Below are 20,708 nucleotides of genomic sequence, written 5' to 3'. Positions count from 1 at the left end.
AGCGATGACCTCGACCGGAGCGCTCCACCTCGGTACCGCTGCAGACACCGACGAACGAGTGGAGGTGGACGCCGAGGACCTGACCACCCACGGGGTGATCGTGGGCATGACGGGCTCGGGCAAGACCGGCCTCGGCATCGTGGCGCTGGAGGAGGCCCTGCTGTCGGGCATCCCCACGCTGGTGCTGGACCCCAAGGGCGACATGGCCAACCTGTGCCTGACGTTCCCCCGGTTCAGGGGTGAGGACTTCCGTCCGTGGATCGACGAGGCCGAGGCCCAGCGCGAGGGACGCACACCCGAGGACCATGCGGCCGCCAAGGCGGAGCTGTGGCAGGGGGGCACGGCCCGGAGCGGCATCACCCCCGAGTGGATGCAGGCGTTGGCCGACGTCGACGTGACCATCTACACGCCGGGTGCCACCACCGGGGTCGGTCTGGACCTGGTCGGCCGCCTGGACGTCCCCGCCGACGCCGACCCCCAGGCGGTCAACGACGAGGTCACGGACCTGGTCTCGGGGCTGCTGGCGCTGGTCGACGTGGACTCCGACCCGCTGACCGGTCGCGAGCACATCCTGCTGACCAACCTGCTGACCGACGCGTGGGGCAAGGGCGAGTCGCTGGGCCTTCCCGACCTGGTCGCCCGCGTGCAGGACCCGCCGCTGCGCAAGCTCGGCGTGATGGACCTCGACACGTTCTTCCCGGCCAAGGACCGCATGGGCCTGGCCATGCGCCTCAACGGCATGCTGGCCTCCCCGACCTTCGCGGCTTGGGCGCAGGGGGCCCCGCTGGACATCCAGCAGATGCTCTTCGGTGACGACGGCAGTGCACGCTGCGCGGTCGTGTCGCTGGCCCACCTCGACGACAACGAACGGCAGTTCGTGGTCACCCTCGTGCTGTCCCGGCTGATCACCTGGATGCGCGGGCAGTCCGGCACCTCCTCCCTCCGGGCGATGGTCTACATGGACGAGGTCTTCGGGTTCGTGCCGCCGGTCGCCAACCCGCCGGCCAAGCAGCCGATCCTCACCATCCTCAAGCAGGCCCGCGCCTTCGGGGTCGGCATGGTGCTGTCGACGCAGAACCCCGTCGACCTGGACTACAAGGCGATCTCCAACGCCGGCACGTGGATGATCGGCAGGTTGCAGACCGAACGCGACCGCGACCGGCTGCTGGAGGGCATGCGCTCCGCTGACGGCGCGGTCGACATCGACGCCGTGGCCGCCGCGATCTCCAGCCTGGACAAGCGGCAGTTCGTGCTGCACTCCGCCAAGGACGGTGGCCGCGGGGTCTTCGGCACCCGCTGGGCGATGAACTACCTGGCGGGCCCGTTGACCGGTCCACAGATCGCCCAGCTCATGGCCGACAAGAAGGCCGAGCTGGCCGCCGCCGCGGCCACCGCCAGCGCGCCGGCCACAGCCTCGCCGACCGCCCCGACCACACCCCCGTCGACCACCCGCGCCGGGGAGGGCGCGGCAGCAGGGACCGCTGCGGCCGTGCCCGCCCCACCCGCCGGGACGACCCTTGCCGACGACGAGTCCACCGTCGCCCCGACCGTGCCCGACGAGGTCGTGCAGCGCTACCTCGACCCGGCGGCCGCATGGGCGGGCGAGGTCGGGGCGATCCCGGGCGGCACCCGCCTCGAACCCCACGTCGCCATCAGGGTGCGGATGACGTTCGACGAGACCAAGGCCGGCCTCGACCACACCGAGGAGTTCGAGGCCGTCCTCCCGCTTAACGACGACCCCAAGGACCTCTCGGGGCTGACCACCGTCGACTACGACGACCGTGACCTGCGCGAGGACGCACCGGACGGCGCGGTGTGGGTCATCCCGGAGGCGAAGATCGGCAACAAGACGTGGTGGAAGTCCGTCGAGGTGGGCGTGCGCGACGAGCTGTACCGCACCCGCACGATGACGGTGCTGCACAACACCGAGCTGGACTGCTGGAGCCGACCGGCGGAGACCCGCGAGGCGTTCGAGCAGCGCTGCGAGGTCCTCTCCGAGCAGCGCGAGGACGAGGAAGCGGCCAAGGTGCGCGACCGGTTCGCGACGAAGGCCGACCGGATCACCGCCGCCATGCGCACGGCACAGGACCGGGTCGCCCAGCTCGAGGCGGACGTCTCCTCGCGCAAGTCCAGCGAGCTCATCAACATCGGCTCGTCCATCCTCGGTGGGTTCCTCGGTGGGCGGAAGTCCGCGCGTGGAGTGGCAGCAGACCTGCGGCGGGCCGCCTCCAAGCGGGGCACCACCTCGCGCACGCAGCAACGGCTGGACACCGCCCAGGGCAAGCTCGTCGACGCCCAGGAGGACCTCATCGAGCTCGAGCAGGAGCTGTCGGCGGAGCTGATGGACATCGACCACCGCTGGATGCAGGCCGCCAGCGCCATCGAGGAGGTCGAGGTCGACCTGGAGAAGAACGACATCGACCTGGTTGCCGTCACGCTCGTCTGGGTACCCACGGCCGCCGCCTGAGCCCGCGTTCTCGGTCTCCACAGCGGTTGTCCACACCTGTGGACAACCGCGTGCTCGGTCTGTGGGGCGGGGGCGCCGCGCCGGGCGACCACCCGGCCACGGGATCGCGTTGTGCACTTCGGGCACGTGGTGCACTGAAGTGCACGAGCCGGCCCTCAGCTCGTGCACGTCGGGCGGCATGTGCGCGGAAGTGCACGAGACGGCTGTCGTGGAGGGGGGGGCGGGGGGCAGGGGGAGTGGTGGCGGCCGTCAGTCGCCGTAGTCGTGGTCGGGGTGGTCCGCCGTGCCGGCACGCCAGTAGCCGCGGATGACGACCCGGTCGCGTGCGCAGCCGTGGACATCCAGCAGGTCCCGCCGGATGTCGCGGACGGTCCGGGCCTCGGCGGCCACCCAGGCGTGCGCCTGGGACGGCAGGTCGGCTGCGACGACCGCCGCACGCAGCAGCGCGCCCGGCTCGTGGTCCCCGCGGGCCAACCACGACACCGTGGCCCCGGCGGGTGAGGCGACGTCCTGCGCGTCGGCGAGCTCGGGCACCTCGACGAGGACCTGCAGGGCCGTGGCGGAGGGGACGGCGGCGGCGATGGCGATGATCGCCGACAGGGCGGTCTCGTCGCCGGCCAGCAGCAGGTGGGCGGCGTCGGGGGAGGGGTGGTACCCCCGGCCCGGACCGGCCACGCCGATCACGTGCCCCGGTTGGGCCCTGGCTGCCCAGCTGCTGGCCGCACCCTCGCCGTGCAGCACCATGTCGACGGACAGGCGGTGGGTGGACGGGTCGAACGCACGTGGGGTGTAGGTCCGGACGATCGGCCTGCTGGCGCGTTCCGGGAACTCCAGGCCGTTCGGACCGAACGTGGGGATCGTGGCCACCCGTTCGCCGGGGGTGGGCAGGAACAGCTTGACGTGGCCGCCGAACCCGTCCCGTGCGGGATCGAAGTCGGCCAGCTCGGGGCCCTCGACGGTGACGCGCTGCACGTGCGGGCTGATGCGCTGGCTGTCGGTGACCGTGGCGCGGCGGATGCGCCGACGGGGAGGCCCGGTCGGTGGGGCGGTGGGCGTCGTCTCGGTGGCAGTGCGCTCGGTGGCGGGCATGGCGGTCCTCTCGGGCTGGATTTGCGTCGGCACAACGGCGTAGGTAAACCTCACCTTACTTAAGCAAGCCTTACCTCACCCAACTCGGAGATCCACGATGACCGCCCGTCCCCGCCGCATGCCGCTGCGCGCCCTCCTGCTCGTCCTGCTGCTGTCGCTCGCCGCCGCGTGTGCCGACACGACCGCCACCGCCGACGCGACCGGATCGTCCACCGCCACCGCCGACGCCGACGCCGACGCGAGCGGATCGTCGACCGCCACCGCCACCGCCACCGCCACCGCCGACGCCGACCCAGCCGACGGCGCGGCCGCCGACGAGGTGGTGATCGCCCACGCGCAGGGCGAGACGACCGTGCCGACCGATCCGGAGACGGTCGTCGTGTTCGACCTCGGCGCGCTCGACATGCTCGACTGGGCTGGCGCCCCGATCGCCGGTGTCCCGGACGTGCCGAACCTGCCCGAGCACCTGGCGCAGTACGCAGGCGAGGAGTACGCGAAGGTCGGCACGCTGTTCGAGCCCGACTACGAGGCCGTCAACGCCCTCGAGCCCGACCTGATCGTCGTCGCGGCTCGCTCCTCGACCGTCTATCCGGAGCTGTCGGAGCTCGCGCCGACCATCGACCTGACCACCGACGACGACGACTTCCTCGGGTCCATCGAACGCAACCTGGAGATCATCGGGGAGATCCACGGTGTGCAGGACCGCGTCGCCGACGCCCTTGCCGACGTCGATGCCGCCATCGCCGCGGTCAACGACAAGGCGGCCGAGGCCGGCACCGGGCTGATCGTGCTGACCACCGGCGGCGAGGTGTCGGCCTACGGGCCCGGCTCGCGCTTCGGCATCATCCACGACCTGCTGGGTGTCGCCCCGGCAGTCGAGGACGTCGAGGCCGCCACCCACGGCGACGCCATCTCGTGGGAGTTCATCGCCGAGGCGAACCCCGACCACCTGTTCGTCCTCGACCGCGACGCCACCATCGGGGAGGACGGCGAGGCCGCATCGGTCATGCTGGACAACGAGATCGTCCACCAGACCACCGCCTGGGCCAACGGCGACGTGCACTACCTCGACGGCGTCAACTGGTACCTGGTCCCCTCGGGCCTGCGGTCGGTCCAGGCGATGATCGGCGAGATCGACGCCGCCCTGTCGTGACCGGTCCCCTCGTGACCGGGCCCGTGGTGACCGGCCTCCTGCGCTCGCCGGGCAGGCGCTCGGCTGGCTGGACCGTCCCCATCGGGATGGGCCTGCTGGGCGTTGCCACCGTGGCCTCCATGGCCATCGGGGTCAGCGACCTCGACGTCGTGGGGGTGGTCCGTGCTGACCCCGATGCGCTGCGGCTGCTGCTGGTCAGCCGCCTGCCCCGGGCCGTCGCGATCCTGCTCGCCGGGGCCGGTGCCGGCGTGGCAGGGATGATCATGCAGCACCTGGCCCGCAACCGGTTCGTCGCCCCCTCGACCGCCGGCACGATCGAGTCGGCGGGCCTGGGCATCGTCGTGGCCACACTCGCCTTCACCGGCGCCTCGCTGATGGTGAAGATGGTCGTGGCCGTCGCCTTCGCGATGGCCGGCACGGCGATCCTGCTGGCGCTGCTGCGTCGCCTGGAGCTTCGCGACACGCTGATGATCCCGCTGGTCGGCCTGCTGTTCGGCGGGGTCGTCCGGTCGGTCGCGACGTTCCTCGCCTATCGCCTCGACCTCCTGCAGTCCCTCGGCGCGTGGACCAACGGGGACTTCTCCGGCGTGCTGCGCGGCCGCTACGAGCTGCTGTGGCTGGTCGCCGGTGCCGTGCTCCTCGCCTACCTCTGGGCCGACCGGTTCACGGTCGCGGGCATGGGGGAGGAGATGGCCACCAACCTGGGGCTGTCCCACCGTCGGGTCGTCGCCACCGGGCTGTTCGTCGTGGCCGCGGTGACCGGCATCGTCGTGGTCGTCGTCGGCGCCATCCCGTTCCTCGGCCTGGTGGTCCCCAACGTCGTCTCGTTGTGGCGCGGGGACAACCTGCGGTCCTCCCTGCCGCTGGTGGCCCTGTGCGGTGCCGGCTTCGTCCTCGTGTGCGACGTCATCGGCCGCGTCGTCAGGTACCCCTACGAGGTGCCCGTGGGCACCGTTGTCGGCGTGGTCGGCAGCGTGGTGTTCCTGGCCCTCGTCCTCAGGCGTCCCGTTCGTGTCGGTGGTTGAGTTGCTCGTGCCCAACCACCGGCCCGACATCCGGGGCGGTCCGACGGCGCCGTGGCCGGGGGGCCACGGCGACCGTCGGACTCGTCGCGTCCTGCTCGTCCTGCTGGCCGTGGCGCTCGCGGTCGTCGCGGCCTTCATGCTGCTCGGCGTCCGGGGCTCCTGGGCGTTCGCGCTGGAGCTGCGCGCCACCAAGGTGGCAGCCATGGTCGTCGTCGCCGCCGCGGTCGGGACCTCCACGGTCCTGTTCCAGACCATCACCACCAACCGGATCCTGACCCCCAGCATCATGGGCTTCGACGCCCTCTACGTGCTGATCCAGTCCGCCGCCGTGTACTGGTTGGGCGGGCTGGAGGTGTCGCGGGTCCGCCCCGAGGTCCGCTTCGCCGTCGAGACCGCCGCCATGGTCGGGTTCGCCCTCGTCCTGCATCGGCTGCTGTTCGGATCGACCGGCCGCGACCTGCACGCCGTGGTGCTGGCCGGGGTCGTGTGCGGCACGTTGTTCGCCTCCGGCAGCGACCTCGTCGGTCGCCTGATCGACCCCAACGAGTTCGTCGTCCTCGCCGACCGGCTGTTCGCCAGCGTCAACACCGTGCGGGAGGAGCTGCTGGCCCTCTCCGCCGTCGTCGTCGCCGGCGGGGCCGGGCTGGCCTGGCGGGGCAGGCGCCAGCTCGACGTCGTGGCCCTCGGCCGCGAGACGGCGCTCGGCCTCGGCGTCGACCACCGCCGGCTCGTCACCGCACAGCTCGTGCTGGTCGCCGTGCTGGTGGCCGTGCCGACCGCCCTGGTCGGTCCGGTCACCTTCCTCGGGCTGCTGACGGCGAACCTCGCGCGGCAGCTGACCGGCACCAGCCGCCATGCCGTCGTCCTGCCCGCGGCGACGCTGCTGGGCGTCATCGCGCTGGTCGGCGGCCAGCTCGTGCTCGAGCGACTGCTCGGGTTCGGCACAGCCCTGGGCATCGTCGTCAACCTCGTCGGCGGCCTGTACTTCCTGGTGTTGCTGATGAAGGAGGGTCGCCGATGATCGTCATCGACGGCGTGACCAAGTCCTACGGATCGACGGTGGTCGTCGACGACGTCTCGCTGGTGCTGCCGAGGGGAGGGGTGACCGCCGTCATCGGCCCCAACGGGGCCGGCAAGTCGACGCTGCTGTCGATCGTCGGCCGCTTGCTGGACCCCGACCGAGGGTCGGTCACCGTCGACGGGATGGACGTGGCGTCCACCCCGTCGCGGGACCTGGCCCGACGGCTGGCAATCCTGCGCCAGGACACCCACCTCTCGGTCCGGGTGACCGTCCGCGAGCTCGTGGCGTTCGGCCGGTTCCCCCACTCGCGGGGCCGGCTGTCGGCGGAGGACACCACCGCCGTCGCCGAGGCGATCGCGTTCCTGGAGCTCGAGCCGTACGCCGAGCGGTACCTCGACCAGCTGTCGGGCGGCCAGCGCCAGCGGGCGTTCGTCGCGATGACGTTGGCGCAACGAACCGACTACGTGCTGCTCGACGAGCCGCTGGCCAGCCTCGACATGCGGCACTCCGCCGCCATGATGCGGTTGCTCCACCGCATGGCCAGCGAGCTCGGTCGCACCGTCGTGGTGGTGATCCACGACATCAACTTCGCGTCGTGGCACGCCGACCGGATCGTCGCCATGCGCGACGGGAGGGTGGTCGCCGACGGACACCCCACCGACATCGTCGAGGGGGCCGTCCTCAGCGATGTCTTCGACACGCCCGTGGACGTCCACGAGGTCGCCGGCAAGCGGCTGGGGGTGTACTTCGGCTGACGCCGGTGCCCTTACCAACCCCTTACCGGGCCCCGCGACGGCGGATCGTGGTGGTACGACCTGTGCCCTCAACGACCGCGTCGACAGGACACCTGATGATCTCCCCACGCCACACCATGACCGCCCTCGTGCTCGCCCTCGGGCTGCTGCTGACCGCCTGCGGTGGTGGCGGGAGCGACCTCGTCCAGACCTTCGTCGACGAGGGCGCCACCCAGGAGGAAGCGGAGTGCTTCGTCGACGCCGTCGGCGACGAGCAGGCCCAGCTGCTGGTCGACAACATCGACGCCGACGAGCCGCCGGAGGGCATCGACATCGACGCCCTGACCGATGCGCTGATCGAGTGCGGGGTCGACCTGGACTGATCACCCACCGGTGAGGAGTCCGCACTGCCCGGGTCGGCCGATGTCGCACCCGGGCAGTACGGTGTCGCCGCGATGCTCGAGGTGACGCGGGGTGCGACCGGTGACGTCCTGGTGGGGGCGCTGGCCGACGTGCTCGCAACCCCGCTGCCCGACCCGATGGCCCGCGAGCACGTCGTGGTCCACAGCCACGGCATCGAGCGTTGGATCAGCCAGCACCTCGGCCTGCGGCTCGGTGCGACGGGGCGGGCCGACGGGGTGTGCGCCAACGTCGCGTTCCCCTCGCCATCCGACGTCGTCGCCGAGGTCATGCGCGCCGCCGGGGCCGACCCGGTCGCGGTCAGGGCCTGGCAGCCGGCGTCGCTGACCTGGCGGTTGCTGGACCTCGTCGACCGCGGCCTTCCCCCGGCCGCGCGACCGCTGGCCGCCCGCACCGAGGCGGCCGGCGATCGACGGCTGGTTCCCCTCGGCCTGCTCGCCCAGCAGCTGCACCGCTACGCCGTCCACCGCCCCGACATGGTGCTGGACTGGCTGGACGGCGGCCGTGGTGACGGCGCCGGTGGGACGCTGGACGACGCCGACGCCTGGCAGGCCGAGGTCGTCCGGCTGCTCGCCGCACACATCGACCGGCCCGCCTTCCCCCAGCAGGTCGTCGACACGGTGGCGGCGCTCGACGGCGGTGCTCCCACCCCTCCGGGGCTCCACCGCCTCGCGCTGTTCGGGTTCACCGCCATCCCCTCGACCCAGCTGGCGGTGCTCGCCGCGCTTGCCCGACGCATCGACGTGCACCTGCTGCTGCTGCATCCGTCCGCGGCGGACTGGGCGGCCGTGCAGTCCGTCACGGGCACGATCGACGCCCGGGGCCTGCCGATCCTGCCGGCCCGGCGGGACGTCGTGCTGCCCGATCCGCGAAACCGCCTGCTGCGTGCCTGGGGGCGCGACGTGCGCGAGCTGCAGGTCGTCGTCCAGACCGTCGCCGACGGCACCCGTGACGTCGACGCCGACACCGCGGACACCCTGCCGATGCGCCCGACGATCCTTCAGCGCCTGCAGCGCGCCGTGCGGACCGACTCGCCCCTCGACGGGGTGACCGGGACGGTCGATCCCGACCAGAGCGTGCAGCTGCACGCCTGCCCCGGCCGGGCCCGCCAGGTCCAGGTGCTACGTGACGAGATCCTGCGGGTCATGGCCGCCGACTCGACGATCCGCCCGCGCGACATCATCGTCATGTGTCCCGACGTCGAGGCCTTCGCCCCGCTGGTCGCGGCGCACCTGGCGGGCGGCGGCAGCGCGGCGGACGACCGGCCCGACCTGCGCGTCCGGCTGGCCGACCGGTCGTTGCGGCAGACCAACCCGATCCTGCGGCTGCTCGACGAGGTGCTGGACCTCGCGGCCACGCGCGTCACCGCCAGCCGCCTGCTGGACCTTCTGGCCGCCGACCCGGTGCGTCGCCGGTTCGGCTTCGACACCGATGACCTCGAGGACATCGGCACGTGGCTGGAACGGGCCGGGGTGCGTTGGGGCGTCGACGCGGCCGAACGGTCACGCTTCGGCCTCGACGGCGTGCGCCACAACACCCTCGACGAGGGACTCGACCGGCTGCTGCTGGGGGTGGCCATGGCCGACGAGGGCAACCGGACCCTCGAGGGGATCACGCCCTACGACGACATCGAGGGGACCGGCGTGCGCACCGTGGGCCGCCTGGCCGAGGTCGGCAACCGGCTGGCCGCCCTGCTGCCCCAGCTGCGCACCCCCCGCCCGGTCGACGCGTGGGTCGACCTGCTGGGCGACACCGTCGACCAGCTCGGCCTGGCCTCCCGGGACGAACCGTGGCAGCGCACCGAGCTGACGGCGCTGCTCCGTGACCTGGCCGACAGCGCCGACGGCCTGCCGACGGACGTGGCGCTGGGCGAGGTCCGCGACCTCCTGGCCGACCGGCTGCGCGGCCGACCCAGCCGGGCCAACCACATGACCGGCGACCTGACCGTGTGCACCCTCGTGCCGATGCGGTCGGTGCCCCACCGGGTCGTCTGCCTGCTCGGAATGGACGACGGGGTGTTCCCGCGCACGTCCCGGCCGCACGTCGACGACCTGATCGCCCGGACGCCCCGTGTGGGGGACCACGACCCGCGGACCGAGGACCGCCAGCTGCTGCTGGACGCAGTTGCCTCCGCCAGCGACCACCTGATCGTCACGTGGACGGGGCAGGAGGAACGCAGCGACGAGGCCGTGCCGCCGTGTGTGCCGGTCGCCGAGCTGATGCGCGCTGTCGACCAGCTCGACCCGGACGCCGACCGGCCGCTGTCGGACCGCCTGACCACCCGGCATCCACGGTACGCCCACGACCCGGCCGCGTTCGACCCAGACGGTCGTCCCGGCTTCGACCGGCTGGCGTACCGGGCCGCTGCGGCCACCGTGTCGACCGAGGACACCGGACCGGCGCTGCTGCCGCCGCCCGAGGACGACGACGTCGACCTGGCCGCGCTGTCGCGGTTCGCGATCGACCCGGCGACCACCTTCGTCCGAGAGGCGCTGGGCATCTGGGTGCCCGAGGACCCCGAGGCGCCCGACGAGAACGTGCCGGTCGAGCTCGACGGCCTCGAGGGCTGGAAGGTCGGTGAGGCGCTGCTGGCCGTGGACCCGTCCGACACCGAGGCCCTCGACGCCGTCGTGACCGCGGCCCGCGGTCGTGGCCTGCTGCCCCCACCCGAGCTGCGGCCGGGCAAGGTGAACACCATCCCGGTGATGGTGGAGGAGCTGCGCGCCCACTGCGAGCAGATCGGGGTGCCCGCCGACGGATCGGGCGACCACGTCGCCGTCGACGTCGAGGTCGGCCGCTGGCGAGTGCACGGGGCGGTGCACGGCGTGGTCGGGGACCGCATCGTCGACGTGTCCTACTCGCGGCTCACCGGCAAGCGGCTGATGCGGGCGTGGATCGACCTGCTCGCCCTCACCGTGCAGGACCCGGACCGTTCCTGGGAGTCCGTCGTCGTCGGACGCGACAAGGTCCAGCGCAAGGACGTCGCGTCCAGCCGGCGCATCGACCCGCTGGCCCCGTCCGCGGACCGCCGCCTGGAGCTGGCCACCGGCTTCCTCGCCGACCTGCTGCAGCTGCGCCACGACGGCCTGCGCGAACCGCTCGTCGTGCCGTCGGACACCGCCCATGCCTACGCCCGGGCGAGGGTGGTCGACCACGAACCCCCGGAGGAGGCCGACAACACCGCGGCGAAGGCATGGGACCCCCACCCGATGGGGTTCTCCAGCGACTGCGGCCGCCCCGCCCACGTGCTGCTGCTCGGTGACGTCCACACCTACGACCGGCTGACCCGCGACCCCGCCCGGACGGACGACCAGCGGCTGGGCATGGCGGCCGAGCCCCACCGCTTCGGCGCGCTCGCCATGCGGCTGTGGGCACCCGTGCTGCAGCGCCTGGGAGGCCAGCGATGACGACCGATCGCGCCCTCGCCCCAGCCTTCGGGATCGGTGTCCACCCGCTGCCCGTGGGCCACCACACGCTCGAGGCGTCCGCGGGCACCGGCAAGACCCATGCCATCGTCGGGCTGGCCACCCGATACCTGGCAGAGGGCCGCTGCACCGCGGAGGAGCTGCTGGTCGTCACCTTCTCCCGCTCGGCGTCCCGCGAGCTCCGCGGACGGTTGCTGACCCGGCTGTCGACCAGCGTCGACCAGCTCGACGCAGCCGTGTCCGGCCGCCCCGTGCCCGGCGACGTCGACGACGAACAGCTGCATGACGCCCTGGCCTCCCCCGAGCACGGTGACCCGGCCGCACGCCTGGCCCGCCTGCGCACGGCGCTGGCCGACATCGACCATGCCAGCATCGCCACCATCCACGGGTTCTGCGACGACCTGCTCCGGCGGCTGGGGGACCCGGCGCTGGGGACGCTGCTGGAGGACGAGGGGGCGCTGGCGACCCAGATCATGGGCGACGTGTACGTCCGGATGGCCCGGCACGAACCGCGGCTCGGCGACGACCTGCCGTACGCCCCGATGAAGGCGCTGCCCATCATCCGGGCGGGCATGCAGCACCCACGTTCGGCGCTGCGTCCCGACGCGTCCTTCGACGACGAGGGTGGCGCCAGGGTCTGGATGGCGATCGCTGCCGGCGTCGAAGCCGCCAAGCGCAAGCAGGCCGGGCGCCTGCACAGCCACGACGACCTGCTCGACCGGTTGGCTGCCCAGCTGACCGACGAGGACCGTGGCCCCACGGTCGCCGACCTCGTCGGCACGCGGTTCCGTGTCGGCCTGGTCGACGAGTTCCAGGACACCGACCCCGTCCAGTGGCAGATCCTCACCGCGCTGTTCGGCGACCCCGACGGGGCCGACGGCCGGAGCCTGGTCCTGGTCGGTGACCCCAAGCAGGCCATCTACGCCTTCCGTGGCGCCGACATCTCCACCTACCTCGCGGCCCGCGGCGACCGGCCCGACGCCACGCTCCAGCGCAACCACCGCAGCGACGGTCCCGTCGTCGAGGCGTGCACCACCCTCTTCACCGGCATGCCGCTGGGCTACAGCCGGATCCGCGTCGACCCGGTCGTGCCGACCAAGCCGGTCCGGCTGGACCCGCCGCCGGTGGCGCCCGTCGCCATCCGGCTGGTCGATCCCGACGCCGACATCCCCGCCAGCCGGTGGGGTCCGCTGGTCGGCAAGATGCGCGAGTTCGTCGCCCGCGACGTGGCCGCCCACACCGTCGAGCTGCTCTCGGCGGGCACGACGGTCATCGAGGACGACGGCGGCAGACGTGACCTCGGCCCCGCCGACATCGCCGTCCTCGTGCGGACCAACGCCCAGGCCCGCCTGGTCCAGACCCACATGCACGAGGTCGGGCTCCCGACCGTCCTCAACGGCGTCGGCAACGTGCTGGACACCCCCGCTGCCCGTGACTGGCTGGCCGTGCTCCGCGCCGTGCAGCAGCCGTGGCACGCCGGCAGCGCCCGGCTGGCCGCCCTGACCGACCTGATCGGCTGGTCCCCCGAACGGGTCGCCGCAGGTACCGACGAGGACGTCGACGGCCTGCACGTGATGCTGCACGAGCTCGCCGAGCACCTGCACGCCCACGGCGTGGCCGCCGCCCACCGCTGGCTGGACGCCCGCACCAGCTTCTCGCCTCGCCTGCGGTCGCGTCCCGGCGGCGACCGGCGGCTCGCCGACCTGCTTCACGTCACCGAGGTCCTGCACGCCGAGGAACGCAGCTCCGCCCACGGGCTCGGATCGCTGATCAGCTGGCTCGAGTCGGCCATGGCGTCGGCCGTCGACCCGCCCCCCGACCGGCTGGCCCGCCGGCTCGAGCAGACCGGCGATGCGGTGGAGATCATGACCGTCCACGGCGCCAAGGGGCTCCAGCGCCGCGTCGTGCTCGTTCCCTTCCTGTGGGACGTCGTCGGGATCATGGACGACGTCATCGTCTTCACCGACCCCACGAGCAAGCGACGGATGGCCGACGTCGGTGGCAAGTGGCCGCGCCGTCCCGAACACGCCGCGCACAAGGAGATCGCCGAGCAGGAGGCCGAGCAGGAGGAGATGCGGCTGGCCTACGTCGCGGCCACCCGCGCCATGCACCACCTCGTCCTCTGGTACGGCCACGCCAACAGGGCGAAGCAGTCGCCCATGTCGACGCTGCTGGGACGTGGCCGGGTCACCCCGACGGCCACCCACGCCGTCCGCAACGCCACCGACCTGGTGGACGGCCACCCCGGGCTGTTCCACCGCACCGTCGTCACCGACTGGGCATCCCGGGACCGATGGACCCCGCCCGACCGCACCCCCCGCGTCGAGTTGTCGACGTTCGACCGCGACATCGACCGCGGATGGCGCCGGTACTCCTACTCCGGGCTGGTCGCCGCCGGCACCGCTGACGCGCTGGCCGCCAGCGGCGGGGTGGCCGGGCTGTCCGCCGACGCACCGCGGGTGGTCGACGACGGGGTCCCTGCCGGGCCCGACGCCCTTGACGACCCGGTCGGCACCGCCGGCGCCCATGCCGGACCCGAACCCGAGGACCCCGACGACCTCGGGGCGGTCGTGCCGCTGACCGTCATGCCCGGCGGGGCCGACGTGGGCAGCGCCGTGCACGCCGTCTTCGAGCACATCACCTTCGACGCCGACGACCTGGCCGAGCAGATCGCGCGGCAGCTGGCCGTGCAGGCACGGGCGTCCTCGGTGGACCTGACGGAGGTCGACGGCATCGTCGACGCGCTCGTCGACGTCGTCCACACCCCGCTCGGGCCGGCCGCGGCCGGACGGGCGCTGCGTGACATCGGCCGGGCCGACCGGATCGACGAGCTCGAGTTCGAGCTGCCCGTCCTGCCGGGCGACCGCGCCGACGACGCCGGCCGGGTACTGCTGACCGACCTGGCCCTGCTGCTGCGGCGCCACCTGCCCGACGACGACCCGCTGGCCGACTACGCCGACGTGCTCGAGGACGCGCTCGGCAGCGTGGAGATCCGCGGCTACCTGGCCGGCTTCATCGACCTCATCGCCCGTGTGCCCGACGCCGACGGAGGCCCCGACCGGTTCCTCGTCGCGGACTACAAGACCAACCGCATCGGCCCGGCGGGGGTGGAGGAGCTGCACGTCGGCCACTACAGCCGCGCCTCCATGGCCGAGGCGATGATGCACCACCACTATCCGGTGCAGGCGCTGTTCTACGCCGTGGCCACCCACCGGTACCTGCGCTGGCGGATCGCCGACTACGACCCGGCGGTGCACCTGGCCGGCGTGGCCTACCTGTTCGTTCGCGGCATGACCGGGCCGGACGCGCCCGTCCAGCCCGACGGCACCCCGTACGGGGTGTTCACGTGGACACCCCCTCCCGCGCTGCTGGAGGATCTCGATCGCCTGCTGACCGAGGGCCTGGACCCGGAGGACCGCCCGTGACCGGCGTCCCCGCATCCACACCCGTCCCCGGCCCCCAGCCGGTCGGCGTCGACCCCCATGACGCCGAGCGTGTCGTGGGGGCCGCGGGGCTGCTCGGGGTGTTCAACGCCGCCGGCATCCTCTCGGCCGCCGACGTGCACGCGGCGCTGCGCATCGGCAGGTTGACGCGCACCACCGACGAGCTGGCCGTCCTGGGTGCGGCCTTCGCGGTCCGGGCCCCCCGGTTCGGCCACGTCTTCGCGGCGATCCGCCAGCTCGCGGACACCGTCGTCGACGAGGACGGACGTGTCGTCGAGCTGCCGGTCGAGACCTGGCCCGACCCCGACGGGTGGATCGCCGCCGTCGCCGGGTCGCCCCTGGTCGGTGCCGACGGGCCGCTGCACCTGGAGGACGACCGGCTGTACCTGGACCGGTACTGGCGCAACGAGCAGGCGGTGGCCGACGCCATCGTCGGCCGAGTGGGCTCCGGCGGCAGCGCCGTGGAGCTGCCCGCAGAGGGCACCCGGGCGCTGGACACGCTGCTGTCGGCCAACGTCGAGCAGAACGCCGCCGCCCATGCAGCGCTGCGCACCGGCCTGTCGGTCATCGCCGGCGGCCCCGGGACCGGCAAGACCTCGACGGTTGCGCGGATGGTCGGCGTGGCGCTGGCCCATGCCCGCGTCGAGGGCCGGCCGGTGCGCATCGCCATCGGGGCGTTCACCGGCAAGGCCGCCGCCCGGCTGGGCGAGGCCATCCGCCAGGCCGCCGAGGCCATCGACCCGGCCCTCGCCGCCGACGGCACGGTCGACGTCGACGGGGCCCTGGCCATCGTCCCGACCACGCTGCACCGGTTGCTGGGATCGATGGGGTCGCGCACCCGGTTCCGCCACGACGCCGACAACCCGCTGCCGTTCGACCTCGTGATCGTCGACGAGGTGTCGATGGTGTCGCTGTCGATGCTCGCCCGCCTGCTCGAGGCCATGCGGCCCGACGCCACGCTCGTCCTGGTCGGCGACCCCGACCAGCTGGCAGCGGTCGAGGCGGGCACGGTGCTGGGCGACATCATGGCCGCCGCCGACGGCACCCCGCTGGCCGAGCAGGTCACCACCCTGCGGACCAACTACCGCTCCGACAAGGGCATCTCCACCTACGCCCAGCTCATCCGGGCCGGCGACGTCGACGGGGCGCTGGCCGCCATGGTCCGCAACCCCGCCGACCCCACCGCCCAGGCGGTCAGCCTGGTCGTGCCGGACCGGCCGGGCTCGTGGCCCCACGGGACCGGCACCCTCGCGGGGGTGCGAGCGCTGCTCGAACCGCAGGTCCGTGAGGCCATGCGGTTGGGCCTGGCGGGGAAGGCCGACGAGGCGCTGCGGACCACGATGTCGGCGCAGGTCCTGTGTGCGCACCGTCGTGGCATCGACGGGGTGACCGTGTGGAACGCCGCGGTCGAGGGCTGGGCCATGGACGTGCCCAGCTACCAGCGGCCCGAGTGGTACGCCGGCCGGCCCGTCATGGTCAGCCGCAACGACTACGACCTGGGTGTCTTCAACGGCGACGTCGGTGTGACCGTGGAGACCGACGGCAGGCTGCGGGTCATCATCGACGGCCGCGACGGCGCCCCCATCGAACGTCGTCGGCTGGGGTCGGTCCAGACCGTGCACGCGATGACGATCCACAAGAGCCAGGGCAGCGAGTTCGACGACGTGGTCGTGGTCCTGCCGACCGACCCCTCGCCGATCGTCACCCGCGAGCTGCTGTACACCGCCGTCACCCGTGCCCGCCGGTCGGTCACGGTCGTCGCGACCGAGGACGCCGTCCGCCGGGCGATCAGCCGACCGGTCACCCGCGCCAGCGCCCTGCCCGACCGGTTGCGACGCGCGCTCTCCTGAACGGGTTTCTCGGCGGCCGGGGAGGAATCCGACGGCCGCGATCGGTAGAGGAGGGTGCCCGACTCCTCCGAGGACCACCGTGACCGTCTCCATCACCGTCGATCCCGACGACCTGCGTGCCCACGCGGACCACGCACGCGCCATCGCGGCCCGTGTCGAGGACATCGCGTCCAGCGGCGGGGCCCCGAGCGACAACGCCGTCGGCCATGCCGCCATCGCCGACGCAGTGGCCGACGTCCGACGCGCCTCGCGCGAGCGGGCCGACACGATCGCCGAGCAGCTCGAGGACGCCGCGGGGTACCTCGACGGCACGGCCGTGTCCGCCGAGCTCCTCGACCGCCTGCTCAGCATCTTCTAGGCGACGACGTGGCCGGACGAGGGAAGGACTTCACGCTCCTGGGCGGCAACGACCCGGCACCCGGGGACATCGAGGTGCTGAAGTACATGCGTGCGGGCGTCGACGACCTGACCACGTCCAGCACCGACCTGGCGGCCGACGTGGACGGGCTGGGGCTCGCGGTCGGCACCTCCGACTGGAGCGGGGACAGCGCCGACGGGTTCCTTCGGACCCTCGCCACCACCCCGCCGATGGTGGCCGCCCAGGGCGAGGCGTGGACGGCGGTGTCAGGGGTGCTGGCCGACTGGGCCGCGACGGTCGAGGGCATGCAGGCCCGCGCCGACGTCCTGCTCGACCTGGCCGAGGCCAACGAGGATCGACGGCTCGCCCTGGTGCAGGCACGACCGGCCGCGGTGCAGGCGCTGGCGAGCGCCCGTGACGCACTCCGCGACGCGCGCGACGACGAGGACGGCTCGACCGACAGCGCCCGCCGGGCGGTCGAACGTGCCGCCGAACGGCTGGCGGAGATCGATGCCGGCATCGCGGAGTGCGAAGCCGAGGCGGCCCGCCTGAAGGGTGAGGCGGCCGCGCTGCTGGAGGAGCACGAGGCCGCCGCGATGGCCGTGGCCCAGCGGCTGCGGGCGGCGATCCCCCCGACGCCGGACCTGCTGCCGTTCGGGGTCGCGGTCGCCGCGGCCGTCGCAGACGACCTGATCCCGGGCTTCGATGCCGCCGGCAGGGACGGCATCATCGACCCGTCGGAGCTCGGTGAGCTGCTGCTGCACGTCCAGGGGGAGCTGCTCGATCCCGACCACGACCTGACCGACGACGCGCTGCGTGCCACCGAACGCATGCTCGAGGCGCTGGCCCGACACGAGGCTGCGGCCGGCGCCGTCGTCGAGGCGCTCGGGACCGGCGGGGTCGCCGCCTCCCTCACCAGCCTGGAGTACCTCGGGCGCTACCGGGATGCGGCGGACCACGGTGACCTCGCCGAGGCGATCCTGTCCATGATCGGCGCGGCGTCCCACAGCGCGGCCGGACGCCAGACCCTCGTGGCGACCGTCGAGGACAACGGTCCGTTCACCGCCGTGATCCTCGCCACCGTCGCCGGCCTGGGCACCGACGTGCTCGTGGCCATCGCCGAGGAGGTCCTGCCCGACCGGGACTTCTTCCTCATCCCGGCCCGCAACGAGTTCTTCCCCAGCATGGGCTTCGGTGAGCACCTGGCGGTCGTGCTGACGGCGTTGTCCAGCGATCCCGACGCCGTCCGGGCCTACCTCGACCCCGGTGACGCCGACCAGCTCGCCGAGCGGGTCAGGCTGCTGCTCGACCTCGACCCCTACGCCCACGGCGTGGACGAAGGGGTCATCGCCGTCCTCGTCGCGGCCCTGCACACGAGCAACGGTGACGCCCTCGCCGTGGCCGAGGCGTTGGCGGGGACCATCGCCGGGGACGGGGCCGGCCACCTCGACATCAACCTGGCCCTGACCGCGCTCCTCCAGCCACACCTCGCCGAGATCATCGACGACCTCGCCCTGCCCAGCAGCGACCTGACCCACGCCGACGTGACCGCCCTGTTCACCAACCTGCTGGACGGGCTCGACGGCCCCGATGCACAGGTGCTGACCGATCTCGTGATCAGCGCCGCCGTCGCCGACGCGGCCGCGCTGGGCCTCGACGACATCCCCGACGACACCGCGCTGTCGGACCTGCTGAAGAACGAGCTGGCCGACTGGCTCAACCCGCTGCAGCACGCGCTGGAGGCCAACGAGCTGTCGGTGGAGGAAGCCCGCGCCGCGATCACCTCGGCGTTCACCACCGGCGCCGGCCTCGCCAGCACCGTGATCGGCCTGGCCGGCCCGTCGGGTGCGGTGGCCAAGGTGGTGGCCCGCGAGGTCACGAAGCGCCTGACGACGTGGATCGCCGAGGAGGTCGCCGACGCCGTCGCCCCGGACCAGGTGCCGGCGCCTTCGGTCCACCAGCAGACGACCGTTATCGTCAACGAGATGTTGCCGCTGCTGCTGCACAACCCCGAGGCGCTCGGGCACATGCTCGACACCAACGCGGTGACGCTGGTCGATGACGGCGACGTGCCGTCCGGGACCGACCCCGGGCTGGTCATCGACGTCGGCAACGGGCAGGTGGCCGTCGTCAACGAGCACACCTACGAAACCTTCTTCAACGACATCCTCGACGCCGTCGAGGCCGGCACGTGACCTGGGGTGTCGTCCACCGCGTCCTCCTCGCGGCCCTGCTCGCCGCGACGTTGGTGGCCTGCACGGCCGCGCCCGATCTGGTCGATGTTGCGACGCGGGCGGGGCTCGCCGAGGCGGCCGAGGACTCCGCAGATGTGGTCGAGGTCCTCGCGGAAGACCCGGCCGCGGCCCGGTCACTGCTGCTGGACGCCGTCGACCCCACCGAGTCCTGGCGGGCGCTGCTGGAGTCCGACGTCGCCCCGGAATCGGTGGCAGGAGTCGTGGCCGGCCTGTCCACCGACCCGTCCCTGGCGACCCCGTTGCTGACCGCGGCAGGTGCGGGGACCGGGGCCGCTCGCGACGCCGACCCCGACACGGTGCTCCTCGTGCTGGACGCCCTGGGCCCGGCCATCCGTCGTGCGGCGACCCCGAACGACACCGGCCTGACCGACGACGTGTTCGAGGGCACCTTCGACGGCATGCTCGCACCGCTGGACGGTGACGACGTGACGGCCGCAGCCCGCCTCGTGATCGCCCACCAGGCGTCGGGCGTGCGCGAGTGGGGACCGGCCGTGGCCGACGACGGCATCCGGGGCGGGGACTTCATGGACGCCGTGGTCACCTCGGTCGCCGCGGTGGTCGGCCCGTTCGGCCGAGCGCTGACCGACCGGGTCGGGGCCGAACGTGCCGAGGTCGTCCTCGACGAGGCGCTGCGGGACGTGGCCGCGCTCCTGGCGATCGTCGACCCGGAGGACACCCCCACCCCCGCCGATCGCCTGGCCGCCGCACGCACCCCCGGGACCGACTGGGAGGCCGGCGAGATCCCCGTGCAGGCCAACAACCTCGGCGCCGCCCTCGCCACGCTCTCGACCCAGCACCTGCTGGACGACGACGGCATCCGGGCCCGCCTGGTCCCCGGCACCATCACCCCCGGCGACGCCATCCCCGAGGACAGCACGAGCTTCCACGCCTTCGCGACGCGGACGCTGGACTCCGGGGCCGTGGTCGCCATCCACGAGGTCCTGTGGGAGAACATGGTGTCGGACCTGCGCAGCACGACCATCAGCCCGCTGGAACGTCGCTGGGACGAATGAGCCGCTGGTGGTGGGCTCGCCGAGTGCTCGGGGACTGTCGTCGGTGCGGCGACGGTCGACGGTCAGCTGAGGTCGATGGCCACGACCGCGGCCTCGCGGGCGGCGGCGGCCACGTCGTGCCCCGTTGCGGTCGGCGCAACACCCAGGTCCGACCACGCCGACGGGTTGGTGTGCAGGTAGGCGACCATCGCCGCGTCCAGCGCGTCGCCCTCCAGGAAGGCCGCTTCACCCGACCTGTTTCCGCCGCCCAGGCGGACGCGCACCGGGGCCGTCCCGTCCGCGGGGATGGCCCGCCACCAGTCCTGCGACGCGCCCCCGAGCACGACCAGCCGGTCGCCATCGCGGTGGTAGCGCACCACCGCCGGGTCGGCACCGTCGACTGACACGATGAGCCACGCCCCCGACCGCAGGCGATGCAGGGGCGAACGGAGCAGCAGCGAGGTGAGGGCGGACAC

General features: G+C 73.1%; 14 protein-coding genes. 12 read left to right on the top strand and 2 right to left on the bottom strand.

Annotated features, from left to right (window positions below):
• Window positions 1-4: 4 nt before the first annotated feature.
• The gene (locus CUC05_RS15390) at window positions 5-2,467 is read left to right on the top strand and encodes an ATP-binding protein (protein ID WP_108667013.1); all 2,463 of its coding nucleotides are present in this window, start codon (window positions 5-7) and stop codon (window positions 2,465-2,467) included.
• 249 nt (window positions 2,468-2,716) lie between these two features.
• On the opposite strand, the gene CUC05_RS15385 is transcribed toward CUC05_RS15390, so the two are convergent.
• Window positions 2,717-3,556: a siderophore-interacting protein gene (locus CUC05_RS15385; protein ID WP_108667012.1), complete on the bottom strand. Its 840-nt coding sequence runs from the start codon at window positions 3,554-3,556 to the stop codon at window positions 2,717-2,719.
• Window positions 3,557-3,653: 97 nt separating this feature from the next.
• Here CUC05_RS15385 and CUC05_RS15380 point away from each other — a divergent pair, with 97 nt between their 5' ends.
• From CUC05_RS15380 to CUC05_RS15330, 11 genes are all read left to right on the top strand, one after another.
• The gene (locus tag CUC05_RS15380; RefSeq protein ID WP_205712364.1) at window positions 3,654-4,709 is read left to right on the top strand and encodes a siderophore ABC transporter substrate-binding protein; all 1,056 of its coding nucleotides are present in this window, start codon (window positions 3,654-3,656) and stop codon (window positions 4,707-4,709) included.
• Window positions 4,706-5,734 (top strand): ABC transporter permease, encoded by a 1,029-nt coding sequence (locus tag CUC05_RS15375; RefSeq protein ID WP_205712363.1) that lies wholly within the window; start codon window positions 4,706-4,708, stop codon window positions 5,732-5,734. The genes CUC05_RS15380 and CUC05_RS15375 overlap by 4 nt, the downstream gene beginning before the upstream one ends.
• Entirely contained in the window at window positions 5,727-6,755 is a 1,029-nt protein-coding gene (locus CUC05_RS15370; RefSeq protein ID WP_205712362.1) for an iron chelate uptake ABC transporter family permease subunit, read from the top strand. Before CUC05_RS15375 ends, CUC05_RS15370 begins: the two co-directional genes overlap by 8 nt.
• The gene (locus tag CUC05_RS15365) at window positions 6,752-7,510 is read left to right on the top strand and encodes an iron ABC transporter ATP-binding protein (protein ID WP_108667010.1); all 759 of its coding nucleotides are present in this window, start codon (window positions 6,752-6,754) and stop codon (window positions 7,508-7,510) included. The genes CUC05_RS15370 and CUC05_RS15365 overlap by 4 nt, the downstream gene beginning before the upstream one ends.
• Before the next feature lie 95 nt (window positions 7,511-7,605).
• A complete protein-coding gene (locus CUC05_RS15360; protein ID WP_108667009.1) occupies window positions 7,606-7,872 on the top strand; it encodes a hypothetical protein in 267 nt (88 codons plus the stop codon).
• Window positions 7,873-7,944: 72 nt separating this feature from the next.
• Window positions 7,945-11,316, top strand: coding sequence for an exodeoxyribonuclease V subunit gamma (gene recC, locus CUC05_RS15355; protein WP_108667008.1), 3,372 nt, complete (start codon window positions 7,945-7,947; stop codon window positions 11,314-11,316).
• Window positions 11,313-14,759: a UvrD-helicase domain-containing protein gene (locus tag CUC05_RS15350; protein WP_108667007.1), complete on the top strand. Its 3,447-nt coding sequence runs from the start codon at window positions 11,313-11,315 to the stop codon at window positions 14,757-14,759. Before recC ends, CUC05_RS15350 begins: the two co-directional genes overlap by 4 nt.
• Entirely contained in the window at window positions 14,756-16,627 is a 1,872-nt protein-coding gene (gene recD / locus CUC05_RS15345) for an exodeoxyribonuclease V subunit alpha (RefSeq protein ID WP_157965616.1), read from the top strand. Before CUC05_RS15350 ends, recD begins: the two co-directional genes overlap by 4 nt.
• Window positions 16,628-16,706: 79 nt before the next feature.
• The gene (locus CUC05_RS15340) at window positions 16,707-16,985 is read left to right on the top strand and encodes a type VII secretion target (protein ID WP_108667005.1); all 279 of its coding nucleotides are present in this window, start codon (window positions 16,707-16,709) and stop codon (window positions 16,983-16,985) included.
• An 8-nt stretch (window positions 16,986-16,993) separates the two neighbouring features.
• Complete coding sequence (locus CUC05_RS15335) at window positions 16,994-19,180, top strand: hypothetical protein (protein WP_108667004.1); 2,187 nt, start codon at window positions 16,994-16,996, stop codon at window positions 19,178-19,180.
• Window positions 19,177-20,253 carry a hypothetical protein gene (locus CUC05_RS15330; RefSeq protein WP_108667003.1) on the top strand — a complete coding sequence of 359 codons (1,077 nt, stop codon included), beginning with the start codon at window positions 19,177-19,179 and terminating at the stop codon, window positions 20,251-20,253. The genes CUC05_RS15335 and CUC05_RS15330 overlap by 4 nt, the downstream gene beginning before the upstream one ends.
• A gap of 62 nt (window positions 20,254-20,315) precedes the next feature.
• Here the strand turns inward: CUC05_RS15330 and CUC05_RS15325 are convergent, their stop codons facing one another.
• Entirely contained in the window at window positions 20,316-20,708 is a 393-nt protein-coding gene (locus tag CUC05_RS15325) for a hypothetical protein (RefSeq protein WP_108667002.1), read from the bottom strand.

This window comes from Euzebya rosea, from assembly GCF_003073135.1.
GTDB lineage: Bacteria > Actinomycetota > Nitriliruptoria > Euzebyales > Euzebyaceae > Euzebya > Euzebya rosea.
The sequence above is the reverse complement of the archived record's forward strand: the minus strand, read 5'-3'. Positions and strand labels throughout refer to the sequence as shown.

What these genes read in the sequence shown, in the direction of transcription:
- CUC05_RS15360 (WP_108667009.1), top strand. Translation starts at nt 7,606, where the DNA reads ATGATCTCCCCACGCCACACCATGACCGCCCTCGTGCTCGCCCTCGGG.
- recC (WP_108667008.1), top strand. Translation starts at nt 7,945, where the DNA reads ATGCTCGAGGTGACGCGGGGTGCGACCGGTGACGTCCTGGTGGGGGCG.
- CUC05_RS15390 (WP_108667013.1), top strand. Translation starts at nt 5, where the DNA reads ATGACCTCGACCGGAGCGCTCCACCTCGGTACCGCTGCAGACACCGAC.
- CUC05_RS15365 (WP_108667010.1), top strand. Translation starts at nt 6,752, where the DNA reads ATGATCGTCATCGACGGCGTGACCAAGTCCTACGGATCGACGGTGGTC.
- CUC05_RS15380 (WP_205712364.1), top strand. Translation starts at nt 3,654, where the DNA reads ATGACCGCCCGTCCCCGCCGCATGCCGCTGCGCGCCCTCCTGCTCGTC.
- CUC05_RS15350 (WP_108667007.1), top strand. Translation starts at nt 11,313, where the DNA reads ATGACGACCGATCGCGCCCTCGCCCCAGCCTTCGGGATCGGTGTCCAC.
- CUC05_RS15385 (WP_108667012.1), bottom strand. Translation starts at nt 3,556, where the DNA reads ATGCCCGCCACCGAGCGCACTGCCACCGAGACGACGCCCACCGCCCCA.